The organism is Jatrophihabitans fulvus (assembly GCF_054781375.1).
Window position 1 is genome coordinate 262,673 of record NZ_BAAGUN010000001.1, and the last position, 20,382, is coordinate 283,054.

The 20,382-nt window shown below is 72.1% G+C and carries 23 protein-coding genes; 14 read left to right on the plus strand and 9 right to left on the minus strand.

Annotated features, from left to right (window positions below):
• Positions 1 to 68 precede the first annotated feature (68 nt).
• The 7 genes from ACYVP9_RS01275 to ACYVP9_RS01305 all read left to right on the plus strand — a co-directional run bounded on the left by ACYVP9_RS01275 (position 69) and on the right by ACYVP9_RS01305 (position 4,841).
• Positions 69 to 941, plus strand: a complete 873-nt coding sequence (locus ACYVP9_RS01275) for an arylamine N-acetyltransferase family protein (RefSeq protein ID WP_460602873.1) — start codon at positions 69 to 71, stop codon at positions 939 to 941.
• A 62-nt stretch (positions 942 to 1,003) separates the two neighbouring features.
• Positions 1,004 to 2,614 carry a DHA2 family efflux MFS transporter permease subunit gene (locus ACYVP9_RS01280; protein ID WP_460602874.1) on the plus strand — a complete coding sequence of 537 codons (1,611 nt, stop codon included), beginning with the start codon at positions 1,004 to 1,006 and terminating at the stop codon, positions 2,612 to 2,614.
• Positions 2,611 to 3,102, plus strand: coding sequence for a DUF3291 domain-containing protein (locus ACYVP9_RS01285; protein ID WP_460604262.1), 492 nt, complete (start codon positions 2,611 to 2,613; stop codon positions 3,100 to 3,102). Before ACYVP9_RS01280 ends, ACYVP9_RS01285 begins: the two co-directional genes overlap by 4 nt.
• Before the next feature lie 8 nt (positions 3,103 to 3,110).
• Positions 3,111 to 3,452, plus strand: a complete 342-nt coding sequence (locus ACYVP9_RS01290; RefSeq protein WP_460602875.1) for an ArsR/SmtB family transcription factor — start codon at positions 3,111 to 3,113, stop codon at positions 3,450 to 3,452.
• 1 nt (position 3,453) lies between these two features.
• The gene (locus tag ACYVP9_RS01295) at positions 3,454 to 4,092 is read left to right on the plus strand and encodes a dihydrofolate reductase family protein (protein WP_460602876.1); all 639 of its coding nucleotides are present in this window, start codon (positions 3,454 to 3,456) and stop codon (positions 4,090 to 4,092) included.
• A gap of 4 nt (positions 4,093 to 4,096) precedes the next feature.
• The gene (locus ACYVP9_RS01300) at positions 4,097 to 4,555 is read left to right on the plus strand and encodes an SRPBCC family protein (protein WP_460602877.1); all 459 of its coding nucleotides are present in this window, start codon (positions 4,097 to 4,099) and stop codon (positions 4,553 to 4,555) included.
• Between the two features lie 46 nt (positions 4,556 to 4,601).
• Positions 4,602 to 4,841: a hypothetical protein gene (locus ACYVP9_RS01305; protein WP_460602878.1), complete on the plus strand. Its 240-nt coding sequence runs from the start codon at positions 4,602 to 4,604 to the stop codon at positions 4,839 to 4,841.
• A 9-nt stretch (positions 4,842 to 4,850) separates the two neighbouring features.
• Here the strand turns inward: ACYVP9_RS01305 and ACYVP9_RS01310 are convergent, their stop codons facing one another.
• On the minus strand, positions 4,851 to 5,459 hold the full coding sequence (locus ACYVP9_RS01310) for a helix-turn-helix domain-containing protein (protein ID WP_460602879.1): 609 nt from the start codon (positions 5,457 to 5,459) through the stop codon (positions 4,851 to 4,853).
• A 191-nt stretch (positions 5,460 to 5,650) separates the two neighbouring features.
• On the opposite strand from ACYVP9_RS01310, the gene ACYVP9_RS01315 reads away from it, so the two are divergent.
• The 3 genes from ACYVP9_RS01315 (at position 5,651) to ACYVP9_RS01325 (ending at position 7,702) form a co-directional block, all read left to right on the plus strand.
• Positions 5,651 to 6,760, plus strand: a complete 1,110-nt coding sequence (locus tag ACYVP9_RS01315) for an FUSC family protein (RefSeq protein ID WP_460602880.1) — start codon at positions 5,651 to 5,653, stop codon at positions 6,758 to 6,760.
• A gap of 286 nt (positions 6,761 to 7,046) precedes the next feature.
• Positions 7,047 to 7,250 carry a hypothetical protein gene (locus ACYVP9_RS01320; RefSeq protein ID WP_460602881.1) on the plus strand — a complete coding sequence of 68 codons (204 nt, stop codon included), beginning with the start codon at positions 7,047 to 7,049 and terminating at the stop codon, positions 7,248 to 7,250.
• Positions 7,251 to 7,393: 143 nt separating this feature from the next.
• Positions 7,394 to 7,702 carry a 2TM domain-containing protein gene (locus ACYVP9_RS01325; protein WP_460602882.1) on the plus strand — a complete coding sequence of 103 codons (309 nt, stop codon included), beginning with the start codon at positions 7,394 to 7,396 and terminating at the stop codon, positions 7,700 to 7,702.
• On the opposite strand, the gene ACYVP9_RS01330 is transcribed toward ACYVP9_RS01325, so the two are convergent.
• The 5 genes from ACYVP9_RS01330 to ACYVP9_RS01350 all read right to left on the minus strand — a co-directional run bounded on the left by ACYVP9_RS01330 (position 7,635) and on the right by ACYVP9_RS01350 (position 13,250).
• Positions 7,635 to 8,624 (minus strand): acetoacetate decarboxylase family protein, encoded by a 990-nt coding sequence (locus ACYVP9_RS01330; RefSeq protein ID WP_460602883.1) that lies wholly within the window; start codon positions 8,622 to 8,624, stop codon positions 7,635 to 7,637. The two genes, ACYVP9_RS01325 and ACYVP9_RS01330, sit on opposite strands and share 68 nt — an antisense overlap.
• A complete protein-coding gene (locus tag ACYVP9_RS01335) occupies positions 8,617 to 9,036 on the minus strand; it encodes a cupin domain-containing protein (protein WP_460602884.1) in 420 nt (139 codons plus the stop codon). The genes ACYVP9_RS01330 and ACYVP9_RS01335 overlap by 8 nt, the downstream gene beginning before the upstream one ends.
• A gap of 143 nt (positions 9,037 to 9,179) precedes the next feature.
• Positions 9,180 to 11,597 (minus strand): ABC transporter permease, encoded by a 2,418-nt coding sequence (locus ACYVP9_RS01340; RefSeq protein ID WP_460602885.1) that lies wholly within the window; start codon positions 11,595 to 11,597, stop codon positions 9,180 to 9,182.
• 3 nt (positions 11,598 to 11,600) lie between these two features.
• Positions 11,601 to 12,359, minus strand: coding sequence for an ABC transporter ATP-binding protein (locus ACYVP9_RS01345; protein ID WP_460602886.1), 759 nt, complete (start codon positions 12,357 to 12,359; stop codon positions 11,601 to 11,603).
• Positions 12,360 to 12,566: 207 nt separating this feature from the next.
• Positions 12,567 to 13,250 carry a TetR/AcrR family transcriptional regulator gene (locus ACYVP9_RS01350; RefSeq protein ID WP_460602887.1) on the minus strand — a complete coding sequence of 228 codons (684 nt, stop codon included), beginning with the start codon at positions 13,248 to 13,250 and terminating at the stop codon, positions 12,567 to 12,569.
• 69 nt (positions 13,251 to 13,319) lie between these two features.
• On the opposite strand from ACYVP9_RS01350, the gene ACYVP9_RS01355 reads away from it, so the two are divergent.
• From ACYVP9_RS01355 to bioD, 4 genes are all read left to right on the plus strand, one after another.
• Complete coding sequence (locus ACYVP9_RS01355) at positions 13,320 to 14,168, plus strand: Rossmann-fold NAD(P)-binding domain-containing protein (RefSeq protein ID WP_460602888.1); 849 nt, start codon at positions 13,320 to 13,322, stop codon at positions 14,166 to 14,168.
• A 67-nt stretch (positions 14,169 to 14,235) separates the two neighbouring features.
• Positions 14,236 to 15,537, plus strand: a complete 1,302-nt coding sequence (gene bioA, locus ACYVP9_RS01360; RefSeq protein ID WP_460602889.1) for an aspartate aminotransferase family protein — start codon at positions 14,236 to 14,238, stop codon at positions 15,535 to 15,537.
• A gap of 89 nt (positions 15,538 to 15,626) precedes the next feature.
• Complete coding sequence (locus ACYVP9_RS01365) at positions 15,627 to 16,730, plus strand: 8-amino-7-oxononanoate synthase (protein ID WP_460602890.1); 1,104 nt, start codon at positions 15,627 to 15,629, stop codon at positions 16,728 to 16,730.
• Positions 16,727 to 17,443, plus strand: coding sequence for an ATP-dependent dethiobiotin synthetase BioD (gene bioD / locus ACYVP9_RS01370; protein ID WP_460602891.1), 717 nt, complete (start codon positions 16,727 to 16,729; stop codon positions 17,441 to 17,443). The genes ACYVP9_RS01365 and bioD overlap by 4 nt, the downstream gene beginning before the upstream one ends.
• Positions 17,444 to 17,448: 5 nt before the next feature.
• On the opposite strand, the gene ACYVP9_RS01375 is transcribed toward bioD, so the two are convergent.
• The 3 genes from ACYVP9_RS01375 to ACYVP9_RS01385 form a co-directional block, all read right to left on the minus strand.
• Positions 17,449 to 18,114, minus strand: a complete 666-nt coding sequence (locus tag ACYVP9_RS01375) for a LuxR C-terminal-related transcriptional regulator (protein ID WP_460602892.1) — start codon at positions 18,112 to 18,114, stop codon at positions 17,449 to 17,451.
• Complete coding sequence (locus tag ACYVP9_RS01380; RefSeq protein ID WP_460602893.1) at positions 18,111 to 19,352, minus strand: sensor histidine kinase; 1,242 nt, start codon at positions 19,350 to 19,352, stop codon at positions 18,111 to 18,113. Before ACYVP9_RS01380 ends, ACYVP9_RS01375 begins: the two co-directional genes overlap by 4 nt.
• A gap of 319 nt (positions 19,353 to 19,671) precedes the next feature.
• Entirely contained in the window at positions 19,672 to 20,331 is a 660-nt protein-coding gene (locus ACYVP9_RS01385) for a signal peptidase I (RefSeq protein WP_460604263.1), read from the minus strand.
• Between the last annotated feature and the right edge of the window lie 51 nt (positions 20,332 to 20,382).

Sequence of the window (20,382 nt, forward strand, 5' to 3'; positions counted from 1 at the left end):
CACCGCGTGAGCATCGCACCTCGTCGTCGGTGCGTGGTGCCACGATGGGCGCGGCTCGGGGAGGGCGCATGAACGGGTACTCGGACGAACTGGACACCGGGGTGCGCGACGCGTATCTCGGGCGGCTCGGCGTCGAGGCCGCCCCGCCGTCCGTGGGGCTGCTGCGCGAGATCGCCCGTCGCCACGTCGAGCGGGTGCCGTACGAGACCTTCTGGATCGCCGCCGGCGAGCAGTGGACGGTCGACCCGTCCGCCGCGGCGGCGCGCATCGCCCACGAGGGCCGAGGCGGTTACTGTTACCACCTCAACGGGGCGCTGGCGCTGCTGCTGACGTCCCTCGGGTTCGACGTGCGCGGCCACGTCGGCTCCGTGCACGGCGAGACGCCGTCGCCGGACGACCACGCGAACCACCTCGCGCTGACGGTCTCCGGGCTCCCGTCCGACGACAACCCGGACGGGCGCTGGTACGTCGACGCCGGCCTGGGTGATGCGCTGCACGACCCGCTGCCGCTCGTGCCGGGCGACCACCCGCAGGGTCCGTTCCGCTTCGTCCTCGGGCGGACGGACGGCGACGGCTGGTGCTTCACGCACGACCCGTCCGGCTCGTTCCGCACGATGACGTGGACGCTCGCGCCGGCGTCCCCGTCCGACTTCGCATCGAGGCACGCCTGGCTCTCCGGGTCGGCCGAGTCGGGTTTCGTGCGCACCCCGGTGGCGCAGCGCCGCGATGCCGGCGGCGTCGACATCGCCCGCGCGCTCATGTGGTCGCGGGTCGGGCACGATGCCGTCACGGCCCGTGCGGTGACCGGGAAGCAGGACTGGTTCGCGCGCCTCGACGAGGTCTTCGGGCTTCGCTTCGAGGCCATGCCGGACGCGTCGCGGACGCGGCTCTGGCACACGCTGACCGAGGCACATCGACGCTTCGAGAGCACCCGGACATGACGTGACGGGCGACGGCCGAATCGTCTGTCCCGTTGTCACAGGCCGCCCCTAAGCTGCCGCGCATGAGCCTCGAGGTCCAGAACCCGGCCCCGGACGACGCAGCCCCGCCCTCCGCCGGCACGCCCACCGACAACCGACTCGACAAGCGCGTCATGGTCATCGCCGGGGTCATCGTCCTCGGCGCCATCATGTCGATCCTCGACATCACCGTCGTGGCCGTCGCGCAGCGCACCTTCCAGGAGATCTTCGGCAAGACGCAGGCGCAGGTCGCGTGGACGGCGACGGCCTACACCCTGGCGCTCGCCACCGTCATCCCGCTGACCGGGTGGGCCGCCGACCGGTTCGGCAGCAAGCGGCTGTACATCCTCGCGATCGCCCTGTTCACGGCCGGGTCCGCGCTCTGCTCCATGGCGCAGAACCTCGAGATGCTGGTGTTCTTCCGGGTCGTGCAGGGCCTCGGCGGCGGCATGCTCATGCCGCTGGGCATGACGATCCTGACCCACGCCGCCGGTCCGGAACGGCTGGGCCGGGTGATGTCCATCCTCGGGGTGCCGATGCTGCTGGGCCCGATCTTCGGGCCGATCCTCGGTGGCTGGCTGATCGACATCGCCTCGTGGCACTGGATCTTCCTCATCAACGTGCCGATCGGCATCGGCGCCGTCGTGTACGCCTACCTGGTGCTCGACAAGGACGAGGTGCACCCGTCCGAGAGCTTCGACTTCGTCGGCATGGCGCTGCTCTCGCCCGGCCTCGCGCTCACGCTGTACGGGGTGTCGTCCATCCCGGCCGCGAAGCAGGAGCACGGCACGGTCTTCACCGGCACCGTGGTGTCGACGACCGTCATCGGCCTCGTCCTCGTGGCGGCGTTCGTCTGGTGGGCGCTGCGCAAGCGCAACATCCATCCGCTGGTGCAGCTGCGGCTGTTCGCGAACCGCCACGTCACCGTCGCGGTCCTGACGATGACCTTGTTCGCGATGGCGTTCTTCGGTGCCAGCCTGCTGTTCACGCTCTACTTCCAGCAGGTGCGCGGTGAGTCGCCGCTCAGCTCGGGCTGGCTCGTCGCGCCGCAGGGCTTCGGCGCGATGCTCACCATGCCGCTGGCGGGATTCCTCGCCGACAAGATCGGCCCCGGCAAGGTCGTGCTCACCGGCCTCGTCTTCGACACGGTCGGCATGGGCATGTTGATCGGCACCGACGAGCAGACGTCCTACGGCTACATCATCACCGCCTTCGTCGTGATGGGTCTGGGCATGGGCGCGACGATGATGCCGGTGTTCACGGCGGCCCTCGCCAGCCTCAGGCAGCACGAGGTGGCCCGCGGCTCGACGCTCATGAACATCACGCAGCAGATCGCGATCTCGATCGGCACGGCGCTGTTCTCGGTACTGCTCACCAACGCCTACAACGCGCACGCGGACGTCGTCGGCCCGACCCTGGCCCTGCAGAACGCGGGCGGTGGCGAGAAGCGGCAGGCCGTGCTCGAGCAGTTGGGTCTCACCGAGCAGCAGGCGAAACCGGTCGTCGAGCAGGGCCTGCACTTCATGGGGCAGTCGTTCGGCGGCATCTTCCTGGTGTCGACGATCCTCGTGGGTCTCTGTCTGGTGCCGGCCCTCTTCGTGCGGCGCCGCCCGGCCGACACCCCGGTCGACCCGGCGGCGGTGATGGCCGCCTGACGGGTCGTCACGGCGTCGCGGTTCTCGCGCACGTCACCGAGTCGCGCATGCGCGCGCCCGTGGACCACCCGTCCATGGCCGGCTTCGCGAACGCCTTCTCGGTCGTGGCGGCGACGGCTCGGCACAGCGACGGCTTCGTGTGGCAGCTCGAGACGGCCGGACGGGGTCACCCGGTCGTGCACGCCGACGACCCGCTGCGCGTCGTCAGCGTGTCGGCGTGGAGGGACTACGCGGCCCTGCACGCGTTCGTCTACCACAGCGCGCACGGCCGGGCGCTGCTGCGCCGCACCGCGTGGTTCGAGTCGGTGCCGCAACCGTCCACCGCGCTGTGGTGGGTGCGAGACGCGATGCCGACGGCCGACCGCGCCCTGGCCCGGTTGACGTACCTGCGCCGGCACGGGCCGTCGCCGCGCGCGTTCACCCTGCTGCGGCGGTTCGACGCCGAGGGCCGGCCTGCCGTTGACAGACGTGGTCGACCCCGGCAATAGTTAGGCGCATGCCTAACTATTCGGAGACGGTGGACGCGGTGCTGCGCGCGCTCGCCGACCCGACGCGTCGGGCCGTCGTCGAGCGGCTGGCCACGGAGCCGGCCGTCGTCTCGGAGCTCGCGGCTCCCTTCGGCATGGCGCTGCCGTCGTTCCTCCAGCACCTGTCGGTGCTCGAGAAGGCAGGGCTGATCACGTCCGAGAAACACGGGCGCGTGCGCACCGTCAGCCTGCGTCCGGGCGGTCTCGACGTGCTGCATCTCTGGCTCGGCGAGCAGCGCACGCCCGCCGAGCACCGGGCCGACCGGCTCGGCCTCCACCTCACCCGCACCCCCACGACCCAGGAGAGCTGACATGACCCGCGTCCGCATCGACCTCAACGTCTCGCTCGACGGGTTCGCCTCCGGCGAGCCGACCGCGAGCCACCCGATGGGGGAGGGCTGGGACCGTCTCACCGCGGCCTGGGTGAGTACGCGAACCTTCCGTGCCCGACTCGGCGACACCAGCGGGACGGGGACCACGGGACTCGACGACGCCTACGCGGTCTCCTTCTTCGAGGGCGTCGGCGCCGAGATCATGGGCGCCGGGATGTTCGGGTTGCACGCGTTCCCCGACGATTCCGAGTGGAAGGGCTGGTGGGGCGACGAGCCGCCGTTCGCCTGCCCGGTCTTCGTGCTGACGCACGGCGCGCCACGCGAACCGATCGCGTTCGACAACGGCACCGTCTTCCATTTCCGCAGCGCGCCCGTCGAGGACGTGCTCGCCGAGGCGCGGGCCGCAGCCGGAGCCGCGGACGTCCGCGTGGGCGGCGGGGTGATCGTCGCGCGCGAGTACCTGCGGGCCGGGCTCGTCGACCGGTTGCACGTGGCCGTCGCACCGGTGCTGCTCGGCGCCGGCGGCAGCCTGTGGAACGGCGTGCACATCGACACCACGCACAAGGTCACGTCCGAGGTGTCCGAGAGCGGCACCGTCCACGTCACGTTCGAGCGGTAGGACGATGCAGCGACGCATCGCGCGGGCCGGCTTCGAGCTCACCCGCGACTACCCGGCCCCCGTCGAGCGCGTCTGGGCCGCCTTCGCCGACGAGCAGGAGAAGCTCGCCTGGTGGGGTGCCGGCGACGCGATCGAGCCGCGCGAGTGGTCCTTCGACTTCCGGGTCGGCGGACGCGACGTCGCCGAGGGAAAGTTCCACGACGGCCCGGTCACGCGTTACGTGGCGACCTACACCGACATCGTCGAGCACGACCGCATCGTCACGACGTACGACATGTGGCTCGACGGCGACCACATGTCGACCTCGATCGCGACGCTCGAGTTCGAGCCCGTCGCCGACGGCACCCGGTTCACCCACATCGAGCACGGTGTCTTCTTCGACCGCTTCCACAGCGACGTGCCGAGCCGCGAGGGGGGCACGCGCGGGCTGCTCGACCAGCTGGGCCGCTACCTCGAACGGTGATCCGCGGACGCCGCCGCGTCGCCGGAGCCCGTGCGATGCTGGCGTCATGGTGTTCAACATGAATGTCGGCGGTGGCGGGTCGATCTTCTCGCAGGCGTCGTCACGGGTCGGCAAGGTCGACGCCGACCTGCGCGACCGGCACACCGGCGAGCCGTTCGAGGACGTCATGCCCCAGGCCGTACTCGCCCTGCGGCGGATCGGTGTCAGCCTTCCGGACGCGGAACTCGTCGCCTACGCGAAGGCGATCTCGAACGACGAGGAGTACGAGTTCCCGCACGTGGGGTGAGCGGCACGCTCACCCGGTGACCAGCGCGGCCGTCGCGTCGGCACGGTGGGTGCGGCGCAACGACACACGCGTGCCGACGCACCGTCCGTCGTCGTCGATGCGCGACGTGATCAGCAGGTCGAACCACCGGCGTTCGGACGGGCTGTGGCACGCGATACGGGTCTGCAGGGGCACGAACGCGCCGCCTCGCGCGGCGATGCGGATGTAGGTCGCGACGGTGACGGAGCGGCCGTCGTCACCACGGGCGCACTGCTGCAGGTACGAGACCCCCGCGCCGCACCGGACGGGATCGCCACCGTTCTCGACGCAGAAGCGCTCCCACGGGCGATTGACGCGCACGATGACGCCGTCCGGGTCGAGGTCGGCGATCTCGACCGGTTCGCGTGGTCCAGCGGTCGGGCCGGACGCCGGTGAGAACTGGGCGAGGTGGCGCCGGTTGCGCGCGCCGAGCTTGCGCAGCAGGGAGGCGACATGGCTCTCGACCGTCCGTGAGGAGATGTGCAACAACTCGGCGATCTCGTGGTTGGTGAGGCCCAAGCGCAGGACGCGCAGCACCTCGACCTCCCGGGCCGTCAAGGGATCGGTGCCGCGCAACGGAAACCCCCGTCCGTCGTCCATCGATCGAGCGTACGAAGGACGGACGCAACGCGGGACGCTGTTCGCAAGACGCTTCGCAATCGCCGGATGCGAATTGGTACCGATCACGGATGCCCGCTGGCCTGGCCTGGCCGGGCCGGTTCCCACCCGTCCGCCGTGGGTCGTCGTCGCGGTGCGGCGTGAGCCGGGCTCCTGGTGGACACACTGACGTGATGCGGTCACCGGACGTCATCGAGAAGCTGCGCGACCCGGTGGCATGGAGCCGGGTCACCCAGGCGGTCAAGATCGTGGTCGCGGCCGTCGTCGCCTGGGTGCTCGTGGCCGACGTGCTCGGGCTCTCGCAGAGCTTCCTCGCCCCGTGGTCGGCCATCCTCGTCGTGCAGGCCACCGTGTACCGCACGTTCTCGACCGGTGTGCGGCAGGTCGTCGGAGCGGTGGCCGGAGTCCTCATCGCCTGGGCGGTGGGCACCACCCTCGGGCTCGGGGCGCTCCCGGTGGCCGTGGCCGTGGGCGCCGGACTGCTCGTGGGCGCGCTGCCGTGGATCGGGTCGGACCTCACCTCCGCCGCGGCCACCGCGCTGATCGTGCTCACGACCGGCTCGTCGACGCAGCACGTGCTGCTCGTCGACCGTCTCGTCGACACCGGCATCGGGGTGGGTGTCGGGCTGCTCGTGAACCTGCTGGTGTGGCCGCCGCTGCTGCGTCGCAGCACCGTCGCGGCCATCGACGCGATCGACGACCAGGTGGGCGACCTGCTGGTCGACATGGCCGCCGGCCTCGAGCGGGACGAGGTGGCCGCCGAGGTGCACGGGTGGATCGACCGCACCCGTGAGCTCGACGACGAACTGGACGAGGCCTGGGCCATGGTGCGGCAGGCCCGCGAGAGCGCTCGCATGAACCCGCGCCGCTCGGCCCGCGGGTTGCGCGACCCCCGCGAATGGCATCGACTGCTCGTCCGTCTCGAACAAGGCGTCGCCGAGTCACGCAGCCTGGCTCGCACCATCGCCCTGGGCGAGGACGGCGTCGGCCCGACCTTCCGCAGGCAGTGGACGGCCGCGTTGCGCGAGGCGGGGGAGGCGATCCAGGCGGCGGACGCCGAGCGCCTCGCCGCCGTGCGCGAGACCGTCCGGGGGCTGGCGGCCGCCGGCGCGTCCGAGAGCGCCGACCACTGGCCGGTCGAAGGTGCCGCGCTGATCAACCTGCGCAACATCACCGAATCGTTCGCACTGGTGACGGAGGCCAATCCGCTCGGCCGCCCACCGCTGCCGCACGAGGCGTTGCGCCATCTGGGAGCGCGGCCCAGGCGCCGATTGTCGGCGTGAGCCGAACCCGTTGCCCGGGTCGCGTCGGGAAGTTGTCAGGCAGCCGCGCGTCAGCCCACGACCCCCCGATCGACGAGCCTCGCGCGGCCACCGGACGTGGTGAACCCCGTCCGTGGTCGGTGTCTTCCCCTGTGGGACGGCACCGAGCTGCCTCGCCCCAGGGATACCCGGGCGACGTCGGGACTAACGTCCCGGTGCGCCTCGGTTCTCGCTCCGCGGCACCACCCGACGACGTGCGTCGTGCGAACCCCGCAGCGCGTGCTGCGGGCCGGGTACGCGATCGTCCGTGACGAACAACAACAGAAACCCGGCCGGCGACCCCGGGGCCGACGCGCCCACATTGCTCGGACTGCTTGTGCTCGGCCTGCTCACGGCGGGCCTGATCGTGCTCGCCGTGTTCGTCCCGTCGGTCTTCGTGTTCCTCGCGGCCGTCGTCGCGGCTGCCGCCTTCGTCACCCAGGGCCTCCGCTATCGAGCTGCGCAGGCGTGAGGGCGTCGGGCGCACGGGCCGGCAAGGGGTCACCGCGGTCCCGGCGGCGGGTGACGCGGTCACCACCGGCGCGGGTCGGACGGCCCGTGTGCGAGCGCCGGCGCGGCGGTCGACTGGGTGCACCTCGATCGCGGGAGGCGCTCATGGCACTCGACAGCAGCAGCATCGGCCCGACGCCGCAGGACGAGGAGGCCCGTGCGCGGGCGCGTCTGAAGAAGAAGCGCGACCTCGGCGCGCACGTGCTCATCTACGTCCTGGTGAACTCGTTCCTCACCGTCGTCTGGGCCGTGACCGGTGACGGCTTCTTCTGGCCCATGTTCCCGATCTTCGGCTGGGGCATCGGGTTGGTGATGAACGCGTGGGACGTGTGGCGGGGCGACGACTTCACACCCGAGGAGATCGCTCGGGAGATCGAACGTCAGCGCCGGGCCACGCAGAGCCAGGGCCGATGACGGCCTCGCGGACCGGGCTCCACAGGCCCGGGAACGTGACGGTCAGAGACGCGTCCTCGCGACCTGCGACGTGCCCGGCGTAGGGCCGGGCGGTGCCGATGGTGGTGCCGCCCGGCAGGATCGCCCGCGCGTCGAGGAAGTCCAGTGCCACGAGCGGACGGCGCGCCACGTCGAGGCGCGCGAGCCGGTCGGCGGTGGGATGGTCGCTGCCGACGACGAGTTGCCCGGCGGCCCCGCCCCACCGGCGCCGGTACCACCCGCGCCACGGCATCACCGTCTCGACCAGGTCGGTGCCCCGCACGCTGTAGAGCGTGACCACCTCCTCCGAACGCACGACCCGGCCGCCGGGCTGGATTGACAACCGCAGGATCTCCTTCCCGGCCTCGGCCAGCCGCACCACGCGCGTCTCGGCACCGTCGTGGAACTCCATGTCGGCGACGTACTTCGGCAGCCCCCACAGCGAGCGGCCGAGATCGCGCGCCTCGGTCGTGGTCACCGGCAGGTCGAGGACGAAGACGCCCACCCCGGTCACGTCGGGCAGCAGGGCGGCCAGCGGGCGCGGCCGGCGACCGCGGGTGACGAGCGCACCGACCATCACCTCGCCGTACGGTTCGACGAGCACCGGACCTTCGCGCACGTCGCGCACCGTGATCTCCCGGTAGCGCATCGCCGCCACGACGACGGCAGCCCGGCCGTCCCACCACAGCACCGGTTCGAGGTCCGCCGACGGCAGGACCGCCCGCACCCGCTGGGCGGTGGCGAGATGGATCGTGCGGAAGGTCTCGAACGGGTGATAGAGCACGGGACCGCGCAGCTGCCTGCCGTCGACCGTGACCTCGGGGCGGGGCCAGGTCCACTCGTAGAACGCGCCGCGCCGCCTGCGGGCGCGGCACCTGCGCGCCGTCCCGTCCGGTTCACGCACGCGCGGCCCACTCGGGGAGTGCGATGCCGTGGTCCTGGGCGTACCGCACGATGTCAGGCAGGACGACGCGCTGCTGTTCGTGCGCCTCGTCCGCCGGCGTGAACGCGACGTACTCGCTGTCCTCGAACATCAACGGTGTGTGACCCGGCGTGATCACGAACGCGTCGCCGGCCTCGAAGATCTCCTCCCGCCCGTCGGGCCACCGCACCCCGAACCGACCGCGGATGACGTAGCCGAGGTGCCGGGCCTGACACAGGTCCTGCGGTGCGCCCCGGAAGAAGGGCGCGAGGTCCATCTCGGTGGACTGTGCCTCGCTGCTCACGTTCCATCCGTCGACGTCCTGTTCGCAGGCGTCGTTGAAACCGGGCAACCCGATGTGCGACGAGGCGGACTGCTTCGACACCTTGGTCATGGCTTCTCCTGAGGGTGTGGGCCGACCGACCGGACCGACGCTGCCGCAGGACGGCGCGTGGCCGCAGAGGCACCGGACCCGTCGGGTCGGGGACGTCGACCGGGAGCGCCGCACCCGGGTCCGTCCAACGACCTGGGAAGGTGTCACTCCACCACCCGCAGCGTGGCGGGAATGTCGAGCCGCCGCATCGCGCGGGCGTGCAGCAGCGGCGCGGCCCCGACCGTGAGCACCCCCAACCCGAACGCGATGGCGGGTGTGCCGGCGGCCAGCGACGCCTCGACCCCGATCTCCGGCAGCACCTGCGCCACGGTGGTCGAGGTCAGCCACACCAGCAGCAGGTAACCGCCGACGACGCCCACCACGGTGGCGAGCACGCCGAGGATGGCGCTCTCGACCACCGCGAGTCCGAGCACCGCCCGGGTCGGCAGCCCGAACGCGAGCATCGTCGCGTGCTCCCGCGCGCGCTCGTCCATGCCGATGCTCGAGGTGTTGAAAGCGATGAGCAGCGCGAGCAGCAGCGTGACCGCCGCTGTCACGGTGAGGATGCCGACGAACTGGCGCAGGCTGTCGCGCATGTCCGCCGTCGTCGTCCGGACCGACTGGGCGGCCGCGACCTGAGCGACGCCGAGCAGCGCCCGCTGCACTGCCGACGCGCTGGCGTGCGCGGCCGGGATCACCGTCAGCAGGTTGGCCGCGCCCGTGAGGCCGAGACGGCGCGCCGTCCGCAGGTCGAGATAGGCGAAGGCGCGCATGGGGTTCGGCGTGATCCCGGCGACGCGGACGGGTGAGACGACCGTCCGCAACCCTTCCGGCGTCAGCCGCGGGTGCTCGAGTTCGACGGTCCCGGCGACGTGGACGTGGAGGTCCGAGGCGGCTTTGCGTGCCAGGACGATGCCGCCGGTCGCCGTTCCGGCCACGATCTCGGGACGCCAGGGCGCAGCCGGCCCGAGCGTCTCGGCGAGCACCGGGACGGAGCGACCACCCGACCTCGCCACCGCGGCGACCCGCAGGCCGGGCTCGGCGCGAGCCACCTGCGGCAGGGCGCGAACGGCCTTCACCGCGGGGCCGTCCACCGCTTCGGGTGACCGGAGCGACACCGTCACGCGGTCGGGCGCCGCGCGCAGCAGATCGTCCTCGGAGGTGTCCAGGGTCGCGCGGAACGAGTCGAGGAAGCCGAGCATGGTCACCAGGGTGGCGATCACGGCGGCGACGCCGAGCGTCGTGAGCAGGGTGCGGCGGGGAGTGCGCAGCACGCTGCGCACCGGCATCCTGCGGTACCCGCGACCGGGGACGTGACGGGCGAGCCGGGCCAGGCCCGAACCGCGCCCGCTCAAGGCGCCCACGCGGATCGCCTCGACCGGTTCGACCCGTACCGCGCGCCACACCGGCCAGCCGACCGCCAGCAACGGCAGCACGAGGCCCAGCGCCCCGGCCTGGGCGAACGTGCCCCACTGGAACGGGGTGCGCCACACCGGCAACGGCAGCACGTCGGTGAACATCGCGCGCAACGGGACGCCGATCAGCGCGCCCACGCCGACGCCGGCCGCGACCCCGATGAGGGCGATCTCGGCACCGAACAGCAGCGGCCGGATCGCCAGTGTCCGCGGCGGCACCCCGAGCGCCATTCCCACACCGATCTCGCGACGCTGGGCCTCGACGACCCGGCTCGTGAGGTTGAAGGTCGCGAACGCGGCGCCGGCGAGGACGAGCAGCGCGATGACCCGCCACAGCTGCTCGTCGCCCTGGATGTCGTCGTACAGCACCCGATAGGCGTCGATGTCGTCGCGGCCGGTCACCGAGGCGCTGGGCACCGACCGGTCGGCGGACAGCACGCGCCGCAGGTCGGCCCGCACCGCCGCCACCGCCGAGGAACGCACCGTGAGCACCAGGTCGTTCACCCGCGCGGGCGAGGCCGTCAATTGCTGGGCGCTGTGCAGCGAGGTGAACAGCACGGCGAACGACTTCTGCGACAGGAACGGCATCGCGTCCTGCTGGCCCGAGACGATGAAGTACTCCGGCGACTGTCCGAGGCCGACGTACCGGGTGGGAGTGCCACCGGACAGGCGCAGCCGACCCACGTCGGAGAGGTGGTTCTGCGTGGCGAACTGTCGTTCGAGCACGACCGTCGCACGGCCGTCGTCCTGCGGTGTCAACGCGCGGCCGGCGGAACGGGACACCGTGTCGACGGCGGCGCCGTCGCCGCCGGCGGAGCCGACGACCTGCCCCGCGACGAGCACGCCGTGGCCCGCGTCGACCTGCGTCGGCACGACCAACCGCTCCCGCACGCCGGTGAGTGCCGCCGCGTGCGGCAGGCCGCGCGCCAGCCGCGCGAGCGTCCCCTCCGGCACGGTGGCGCCCTCGCCCAGCGCGACCCGCAGGTCGTGCACGTGCAGACGTCCGAAGCTCGCGTCGTTCGACTGCGTCCGCCACGCGCCGGTCGACAACAGCCCCGCGTACGTGCCGGTGCCGAGCGCGATGACCAGCGCGATCGCGAACACCTGCGGCCACCGACGACGCAGATCGCGGACGGTCCAACGCAACCACAGGCTCCGGGTCCGCACCGCTCACCACCGCAGCTCGCCGATGGGTGCCCTGCCGCCGGCCGGAGGGCCGTCACGCACGATGCGACCGCTCGACATCTCGATCACGCGGTCGGCGACGCGGGAGATCTCGCGGTTGTGGGTGACCACGAGAACCGTCCGGCCCGCCTCGGCCTGCGCCCGCAGCAGTTCCAGGATCTGCACGCCGGTACGGAAGTCGAGTTCGCCCGTCGGCTCGTCCGCCAGCAGGATCGGGTTGCCCGTGGCGAGTGCCCGGGCGATCGCCACCCGCTGCTGCTCCCCGCCGGACAGTTGGTGCGCGAAATGGTCGGCGCGGGCCGACAGCCCGACCTGTTCGAGCACCGACGTCGTGACGCCCGCGACGTCGTGGCGACCGGCGACGTCGGCGCCGAACTCGACGTTCTCGGCGGCGGTGAGGCCGGGGAACAGGTTGAAGGACTGGAAGATGAAGCTGACGGTGTGACGCCGGATGCGGGTGCGCTCGGCGCGCGACGCGCGGGTGAGGTCGGTGCCTGCCAGCCGCACCGTGCCGGACGTGGGTGTGTCGAGCGCACCGACGAGGTTGAGCAGCGTCGTCTTTCCCGATCCGCTCGCGCCCAGCACCACCACGAACGCTGCCTCGTCGACGTGCAAATTGACCTGGTCCAGGGCCTTGACCACGCTGTCGCCGACCCGGAAGTGGCGACAGACGTCGTCGAGGTCGATGCGAGTGCCCGCGGAACCCTCGCGGGCGTCCACCGGGGCCGCCGCCGGCACGCTCATGACGCGTCCGGGGTGTGGCGTCCGGTGCGCGCGATCCGAACCGAACGGCCCCTCACCGCGCCCGCCAGATCGATCACCGAGACCACGCCGACCTCCTCGTACCGGTGTCCGGTCCACCGTGCGACGAGGCCGATGGCACGACAGGGGCCGGACGGCCCGTCGATCACGTGCCACCGCTGCGGTGGGCCCGGGCCGATGGTCGGGCGGTCAGGCCGAGGCCACCCGGTCGAGCCACTCGCCCAGCAGCTGCCGCTCGGCCTCCGAGAGGACCTCGAAGCCGGAGGCCGCGGCGCGCACGGTGACGGCAGCGGCGACGACACCGTCCGCCGAGGGCACGTCGGCGTCGACCAGCACGTCGCGCAGGACCGCGCCGAGCATCGCGTCCGCCAGGCCGGGGTCACGGGACTCGTGCGGCAGCGCCAGTTGGGTGAGGACCGCGCCGGTGCCCGCAGCGTGGACGAGCGCCACGGCGCGCTCCTCGGGGACGCGCAGCCGGCCGGCCGCGGCCACCCGGTGGATGCGCGTGCGCAGCACCTCGAGCCCGGCCCGCGCGGCCGGCGAGGACCGCGACGGATCGACCATCAGGGCGAAGACCGCGGGATTGTCGAGGCCGAAGCGCACGTGTCGCGCCCAGGCCGCACGCAGGTCGACCACGGGGTCGCCGATGTCGCCGTCCGCGGATTTGTGCTCGACGTACTGCGCGAGCCGGTGTTCTGCCACGGCGTCGAGCAGGCCGTCCTTGTCGCCGAACAGGCGGTAGATGGCGGGGGCCTGCAGCCCGGCTGCCCCGGCGACGGCGCGGGTCGTCACCGCGTCGGGCCCGTGCTCGTCGAGCAGGCGGGCCGCCGCGGCCACGATGCGCTCGCGGGGAGTCGCCGCCGTCCGGGTCACGCCACGACGATAGCGCACCGTGGTATCACTGATAACAGCAAAGACGTATCGGCGATAACAGGAGTGGCGATGATCGTGGTGACGGGTGGCAACGGCGGGTTCGGGTCGCAGGTGGTGCGCGGGCTGGCCGCTCGCCTCCCCAAGGGGCAGGTCGGGGTCAGCGTGCGCGAACCCGCGGCGGCGAGGGGCCTGGCCGAACTCGGCGTCCGGGTCCGCCACGGCGACTTCGCCGACCCCGCGTCGCTGGACGCCGCGTTCGAGGGTGCGACGCAGGTGCTGGTGGTGTCGGTGAACTCGCTCGGCGACGAGGCCGTGGCGCAGCACCGCGCCGCGATCGACGCGGCCTATCGCGCCGGCGCTCAGCGGGTGCTCTACACCGCTCACCAGGCGGCGTCCGCCGGGTCGGCGTTCGCCCCGGCGCGCGACCACGCTGCGGTCGAGGGGTACCACGCCGGCCTCGGGCGTCCCTACACGTCGCTGCGCAACGGCTACTACGCCGAGAGTCTGCGGTTCATGATCGCCGGGGCGCTGGAATCGGGTGAGGTCGTGACGCCGGCGGACGGGCGGGTGTCGTGGACCGCCCGCGACGATCTCGCCGCCGCGGCGGTGGCCATCCTGGCAGGCGACGCGACGTTCGACGGGCCCACCCCGCCGCTGGTCGCGGCGTCGACGGTCGACATGGCCGAGGTCGCAGACCTGCTGTCGCAGTCGACCGGACGGCCGGTGCGTCACGTCGTGATCGACGACGAGGCCTGGGTGGCGCGGCAGGTCGCGGGCGGCGCGCCGGAGTTCGCCGCGCGCCTGTTCCTCGGCTCGTTCGAGGCCTCCCGGCGCGGGGAGTTCGACGTCGCCGACCCGACACTCACGCGGCTCCTCGGACGGGAGCCCCGCGCCGTCGCCGACGTGCTCGCCGCATGACGTGACGGACGTCGTTCGTCCTCGCGGCACATCCCGCGGCAGGGAGGGCGGATGACAGACTGCCGCGGTGAGTCTCGTCGAGCGCGATCTGCAGTCGGTCTGGCACCCGTTCACCCAGCACGCGCTGTGGCCCTCGGACGAACCGCTGGTCGTCGACCGGGCGGACGGGATGTATCTGTTCGACACCGACGGCCGCCGCTACCTCGACGGCTGCTCGTCCCTCTGGGTGACGGTGCACGGCCACAACGTTCCGGAACTGAACGCCGCCCTGAGCGAGCAGGCCGCGAAGCTGGACCACTCGACGTTCCTCGGCCTCACGCACGAACCCGGCATCCGGACCGCCGAGGAGCTGCTGCGCGTCGCCCCGGACAACCTGTCCAAGGTGTTCTTCGCCGGTGACGGGTCGTCCGCGGCCGAGGCCGCCATCAAGATCGCGTACCAGGCGGCGACGCAGCGCGGCGAGGACCGTCCGCTCTACGTCCACTGCGCCGAGGGCTACCACGGCGACACCCTCGGCGCGGTCTCGCTCGGCGGGGTCGAGCTGTTCCACCACACGTACCGTCCGCTGCTGATCGAGACCCGGCTGGTGTCGTCTCCGGGCGTGCTGAAGCCGGGCGAGACCCGCGGGCAGCGGGCCGAGGCCGTGCTCGCCGAGATGCGCGAGCTCATGGACCGGGAGGGTGACCGCGTCTGCGCGATCGTCGTCGAGCCGCTCGTGCAGGCGGCCGGCGGAATGCTCACCCACGACCCCGCGTTCCTGCGCGGCGTCCGCGAGCTGTGCGACTCGTCCGGCGCCGCGATGCTCGTCGACGAGGTCGCGACCGGCATCGGCGCCACCGGCAAGTGGTTCGCCGTCGAGCACGCGGGTGTGCAGCCCGACCTGCTCGTGCTCGGCAAGCGTGTCACCGGCGGCCTGCTGCCGCTGTCGGCCGTGCTCGCGACGGACGCGATGTACGAACCGTTCCTCGGAGACGCCGCCAGCGGACGCACCTTTTTCCACGGGCACACCTACACCGCCAACCCGCTGTGCTGCGCCGTCGCGCTGGCGAACCTGCAGCTCATGCACGAACGGGGGACGGTCGACCGCGCCGCTGCCGTCGGCGAGCGCATCGGCACGCGTTTGAGCGATCTTGCGAAATATGACGGCGTCGCCGAGATCCGTCGCATCGGCACGATGACCGGCATCGAGGTGAACCCGGTGACGTCGCGGACGGGTTTCGAGGTCTGCCGCGCCGCTCGCCGCAAGGGCGCGATCATCCGTCCGCTGGGTGACGTCGTCGTGCTCATGCCGCCGCTGGGCATCTCCGACACGGAGCTCGACGAGCTGCTCGACATCGTCGACGAGTCGGTGCGTGAGGTCGTCCGATGACGCGCCTGGCCCCACGCGCGGGTCACGACGAAGATCGACGAGCGACGCCCGCGTGGGGCCAGGGAGCCCTCGACCGGGTCAGGGACGCCGTGGCCGCGCGCGAGGCCGCCGGACTCCGGCGCGTGCTCAGGCCCCGGGTCGCGCACGACACCGTGCTCGATCTCGCGTCCAACGACTACCTCGGGCTCACGCACGACCCCCGGGTCACCGCCGCCGCGGCCGAGGCCGCGCGCACGTGGGGCGGAGGATCGACGGGCTCCCGGCTCGTCACCGGCACCACCGAGCTGCACCGCGACCTGGAGTTCGAGCTCGCCGACTTCCTCCGCGCGCCCGCTGCTCTGGTCTTCTCGTCCGGGTACCTCGCGAACGTCGGCGTGCTGACCGCGCTGGGCGGCCGTGACGTGACGATCGTCAGCGATGCCGGCAACCACGCCTCGATCATCGACGGGTGCCGGCTCTCGGGGTCGCCCGTCGTCAAGGTTGCGCACAACGACGTCGCCGCCGTCGAGGACGCCCTCGCCGCGGCCACCACGCCGCACCGGCTCGTCGTCACCGACGCGGTCTTCTCCGTCGACGGCGACCTCGCGCCGCTGGCCGAGCTGCACGCCGCCGCCCGCGCGCACGGCGCCCTGCTCGTCGTCGACGAGGCGCACGCCGTCGGGGTGATCGGCCCCTCGGGGCGCGGCGCGGTCGACGCCGCCGGTCTCGCGGCCGAGCCGGATGTCATCCGCACCGCGGTGCTGTCGAAATCGCTCGGATCGCAGGGAGGTGCCGTGCTGGCGGTGCCCGAGGTGATCGATCTGCTGATCAACACGGCGCGCCCGTTCATCTTCGACACCGGCCTGGCGCCCGCCGCGGCCGCCGCGGCCCGGGCCGCCCTCGCGGTGCTGCGCAGCGAGCCCGAGCGCGTGGCCGCGATCCACCGCAACGCGCGTGCCATCGCCGACGACCTGCGCGCGCTCGACGTCGAGACGATCGTTCCCGGGGCCGCCGTCGTGCCCGGTGTGCTGGGCGACCCGCGCCGGGCCGTCGCCGCCGCGGCCGCCTGCCTCGACATGGGCCTGCGTGTCGGCTGCTTTCGTCCGCCGTCGGTCGCGCCGGGACGGTCGTGCCTGCGGCTCACCGCCCGCGCCGACCTCACGTCCGCCGATCTCGACCGCGCCGCGGGGGTGCTGGCCGAGGTGCTCGCATGAGCGTCCTGGTCGTCACGGGCACGTCGACGGACGTCGGCAAGACGATCGTCACGGCGGCGCTGGCCGCGCAGGCGGCCGCCCGGCGCGGGCACCGCGTCGCCGTCGTGAAGCCCGCCCAGACCGGCATGGCGCCGGGGGAGCCGGGCGACCTCGCGGAGGTCACGCGCCTGTCGGGGGTCACCGACACCCACGAGTACGCGCGGTATCCCGACCCGCTGTCACCGCATCACGCCGCCGCGGTCAGCGGCATGAAGGAATTGCAGCTGGCGGACGCCGTGCGGCGCATCGTCGACCTCGATGCGGTGCGCGACACCGTGATCGTCGAGGGCGCAGGCGGGCTGCTCGTGCCGTTCACCGACGACGACCGCTGGACGCTCGCCGACCTCGCCGCGGCGCTGCACGCGCCCGTCCTCGTCGTGACGACACCCGGTCTCGGGACGCTCAACCACACCGCGCTGACCGTCGGACGCCTCGCCGAGGAGGGGCTCACCCTCGCCGGCGTCGTCATCGGCAGCTGGCCGGCCGAACCCGACCTCGCCATGCGCCGCAACGTCGCCGACCTCGCCGCGCTCGGGCCGGACGGACGCCTCGCGGGCGTGCTGCCCGAAGGGTCCGGCTCGGCCCCCGACTTCCGGAAGCGCGCCCGGGAAGGATTGTCCCGCAAGTTCAACGGCACCTTCGACTCCGCAGCCTTCGTCGCGGCGCAGCGTTGACCGCGTCAGGCGCTGCGACTCATCGCGGCGGTGAACCACCCGGAGCGGACTGCCATGGCCACTGCGGCGAGTTGTGAACTGACCTCCAGTTTGCTCAGAACCGCGCGAATGTGGGTTCGGACCGTCGGCTCCGACACGACCCACAGGTCGGCGATCTCCCGGGCCGATCGGCCGTCGCACAACTCGCGGAGCGTCGCGGCCTCACGGTCGGTCAGTTGTGCGAAGGGGCGAAGCGTTCGTGTGCGCTCGGCGCGGCCGCGGCGCAGTTCGTCCAGGAGCTCGACGCGCAGGTGCACGTCGAGGGGCCGGTCGTCGAGCAGAACGGCTCGCACCGTGTCGACGAGTCGGGTCAGCCCGTCCAGCTTGGACCGATAGGCGCGGGCACCCTGCTCGAGCGCCGCGGCGATGCGCAGCCTGTCGCCCGAACCCGAGACCAGGACGACACGGGCGCCCGCGTCGGTGAGCGGGCCGACAAGGCCCGTGGAGTCGCCGTGATCACCGAGGTCGAGGTCGAGCAGCACGACGTCGGGTTTCCGATCGAGCAGCAGTGGCAGCAACTCCGGCAGGGGACGAGGTGCTACGTGTTCTGCCGGGATCTCCTGCGAACGGAGTGCGACGCACAGCGCGGTCGCGATCAGTTCGTGGTCGTCCACGACCAGTACGAGATTCATGCGTACACCTCGGCGGCTGCCGGCAGGCGAAGCGTGACGCGAGTGCCGCCGCCCTCGGCGGAATCGATGCGGAGATTGTTCTCGCCCACGGCGGTGATCACGTTGTGCAGTCCGAGCCCCGAACCGGGCCCGCCGGGGCGGCTTCCCCTGACACCTCGTCCTAGGACCGCGACACGCTCGTCCACCGGGATACCCGGACCGTCGTCCTCGACGACGAGGGCGACCTCGTGGCCGTCCCGACCGACGAAGACACGGACCGGGGCACACGGCGCGTGAACGCGGCAGTTGCGCAGCAGATTGTCGAGTGCGGCGGCGATCGCCTGCGGACGTCCCGTGACCCGTACCGGATCGACGTACGCGGACAGGACGGGATTTTCGAGGGCGTGCAGACGCAGGACGGGGTCGACAGCCGTGGACAGGTCGAAGTCGGATGGACGTTCGGCGGCCTCGACGTCGAGCACACCGGCGAGGCGGGTCAACTCGGAGATCATCAGGCGTGACAGATCCGGGTCGGGCCGATCGGCGAGCACCTGCGCGGCGCCGATCACGCCCGCAACGACCGATCGGGCGTCGTGCATGCGATCGCGTTGCGACGAGCTGACGGAGTCGAGCATGGCGCGGGTGCGGACGAGGTCCGAAGCCATCTCACCCGCGCTCATGCGTTCAGCACGCCATACCTCGCGCAGGTCCGCGAAGAAGATCGCAGCCAGGAGCACACCTGCCGCAACGTCGAAACCGGCCGGGAGCCCGCCGAAGACGCCGGGGAGTGCAAGTTCGCAGATGCGGGTGGCCTCGCCGAGGCCGAGCAGGCACATGACCACGGCGAACGCGTTCTCGTGCTCGAGCGCCCGGTCGGCCAACATCAGCCACCCGGCGACGACGAGAAATTCGGTGATCAGGCTCGCCGTGGCGGTGTCTGCGCCCATCGTCAGCATCAGGACGAGTCCAGCGACCACGAGGGCCTTCACGACCCCGCGGACCCCGTCCATCAAGGTCAAGTAGCGCCGCGCCGCGAGGAGCGGGAAGACAGACACCAGGACCAGCGCGCGCGCCAGCACCGGGACCGAACTGTCGCCGGCGCTCATCGGCGCGGCGACCGTCGAGATCGGCAGCAGAAGACCGGCGAGGGCCATGCCGAAGGTCTGCGCGAGCAAACCTGCTTCGGGCGCGGCCCGCCAATGCACGAAACGGAACGCCGCGGCCAGCAGAAAGCCGTCGGCCACGACGATCGCGCTCACTGTCGGAAGCCACGCAGGCGCTGACATGCCGACGGCGTGGAGAACGAGAACCGCCGCCGTCCACGACACGAGAGCCCAGCACAGTGCCACCCAGAGGCGCTTCGGCAGAGTCGCCGAAGACACCCTCACCTCGATCACCGATGCGCCCCCCGCACGACGGTCAGATCCACCCATTCGGCACTCCGAGGAGCGCCGCGGTCATGATCTGTTCAGTCGTCCGAGGTGGTCAAGGAACGAAACGCTCTGCCGCCGGGAAAGGGACGAAAGGCTGCGGGTCCGCATTCCCGAAACCACGTGGCGTGAGTGTCTTTGGTCCTTGTCAGGCGTGGAGCAGTTCCGGTCGCGCGCGTCGTTCTTCGTGGGCGTTATGGCCGGATTCGTCGCTCGGGCCGCGGGGCGGACCGCTCAGCATCGTGTCCAGTTCGCGGAGGTTCGCCCAGGATTCCCCACGATGCCGGGGCATGGGTCGCGGGCGCGGGCTGGGACGTGGGCGCCGTTCGGCAGTGGGCGTGATGTCATGTCGTTCGGCGGCCGTCGTCGTCGCGATCGGAGCGGCCGTCGGGAAGAAGAGGCCCCACAGCAGCACGACCGCGAAGACCGCGGTGGCGAGAGCGCCGATGCCGGCAGGTTGCTGCAGGAAGACCATGGCGTATCCACCGCCCGAGACGCTCTTCGCCACCCGCCCGACAACCTGATCGGGGCGGATCTCCCACACGTCCGGCGTCGCGTTCGCGTCGCCCTTCGTGTGGATGAGGCCTTTCGCCGTGACGCGCACGACGCGGTGGGTCACGAGATCCGGCGTGACATCGGAGTGGCGGAAGGTGATGACGTCGCCGACGTGCACCTGGCCCCGAACGGGACGGTCGATGACCAGGTCACCCGGCTTGTAGGTGGGCTCCATCGAGCCGGTGTGCACGACGTAGGGCCGGTAGCCCTGGGACCAGAACAGCGCCGCGGGTGCGACGACGAGTGTCGTCATCAGCAGGGCGATGGCGATCGGCCAACGACGGCGGCTGCGGCTGTGCTTGGC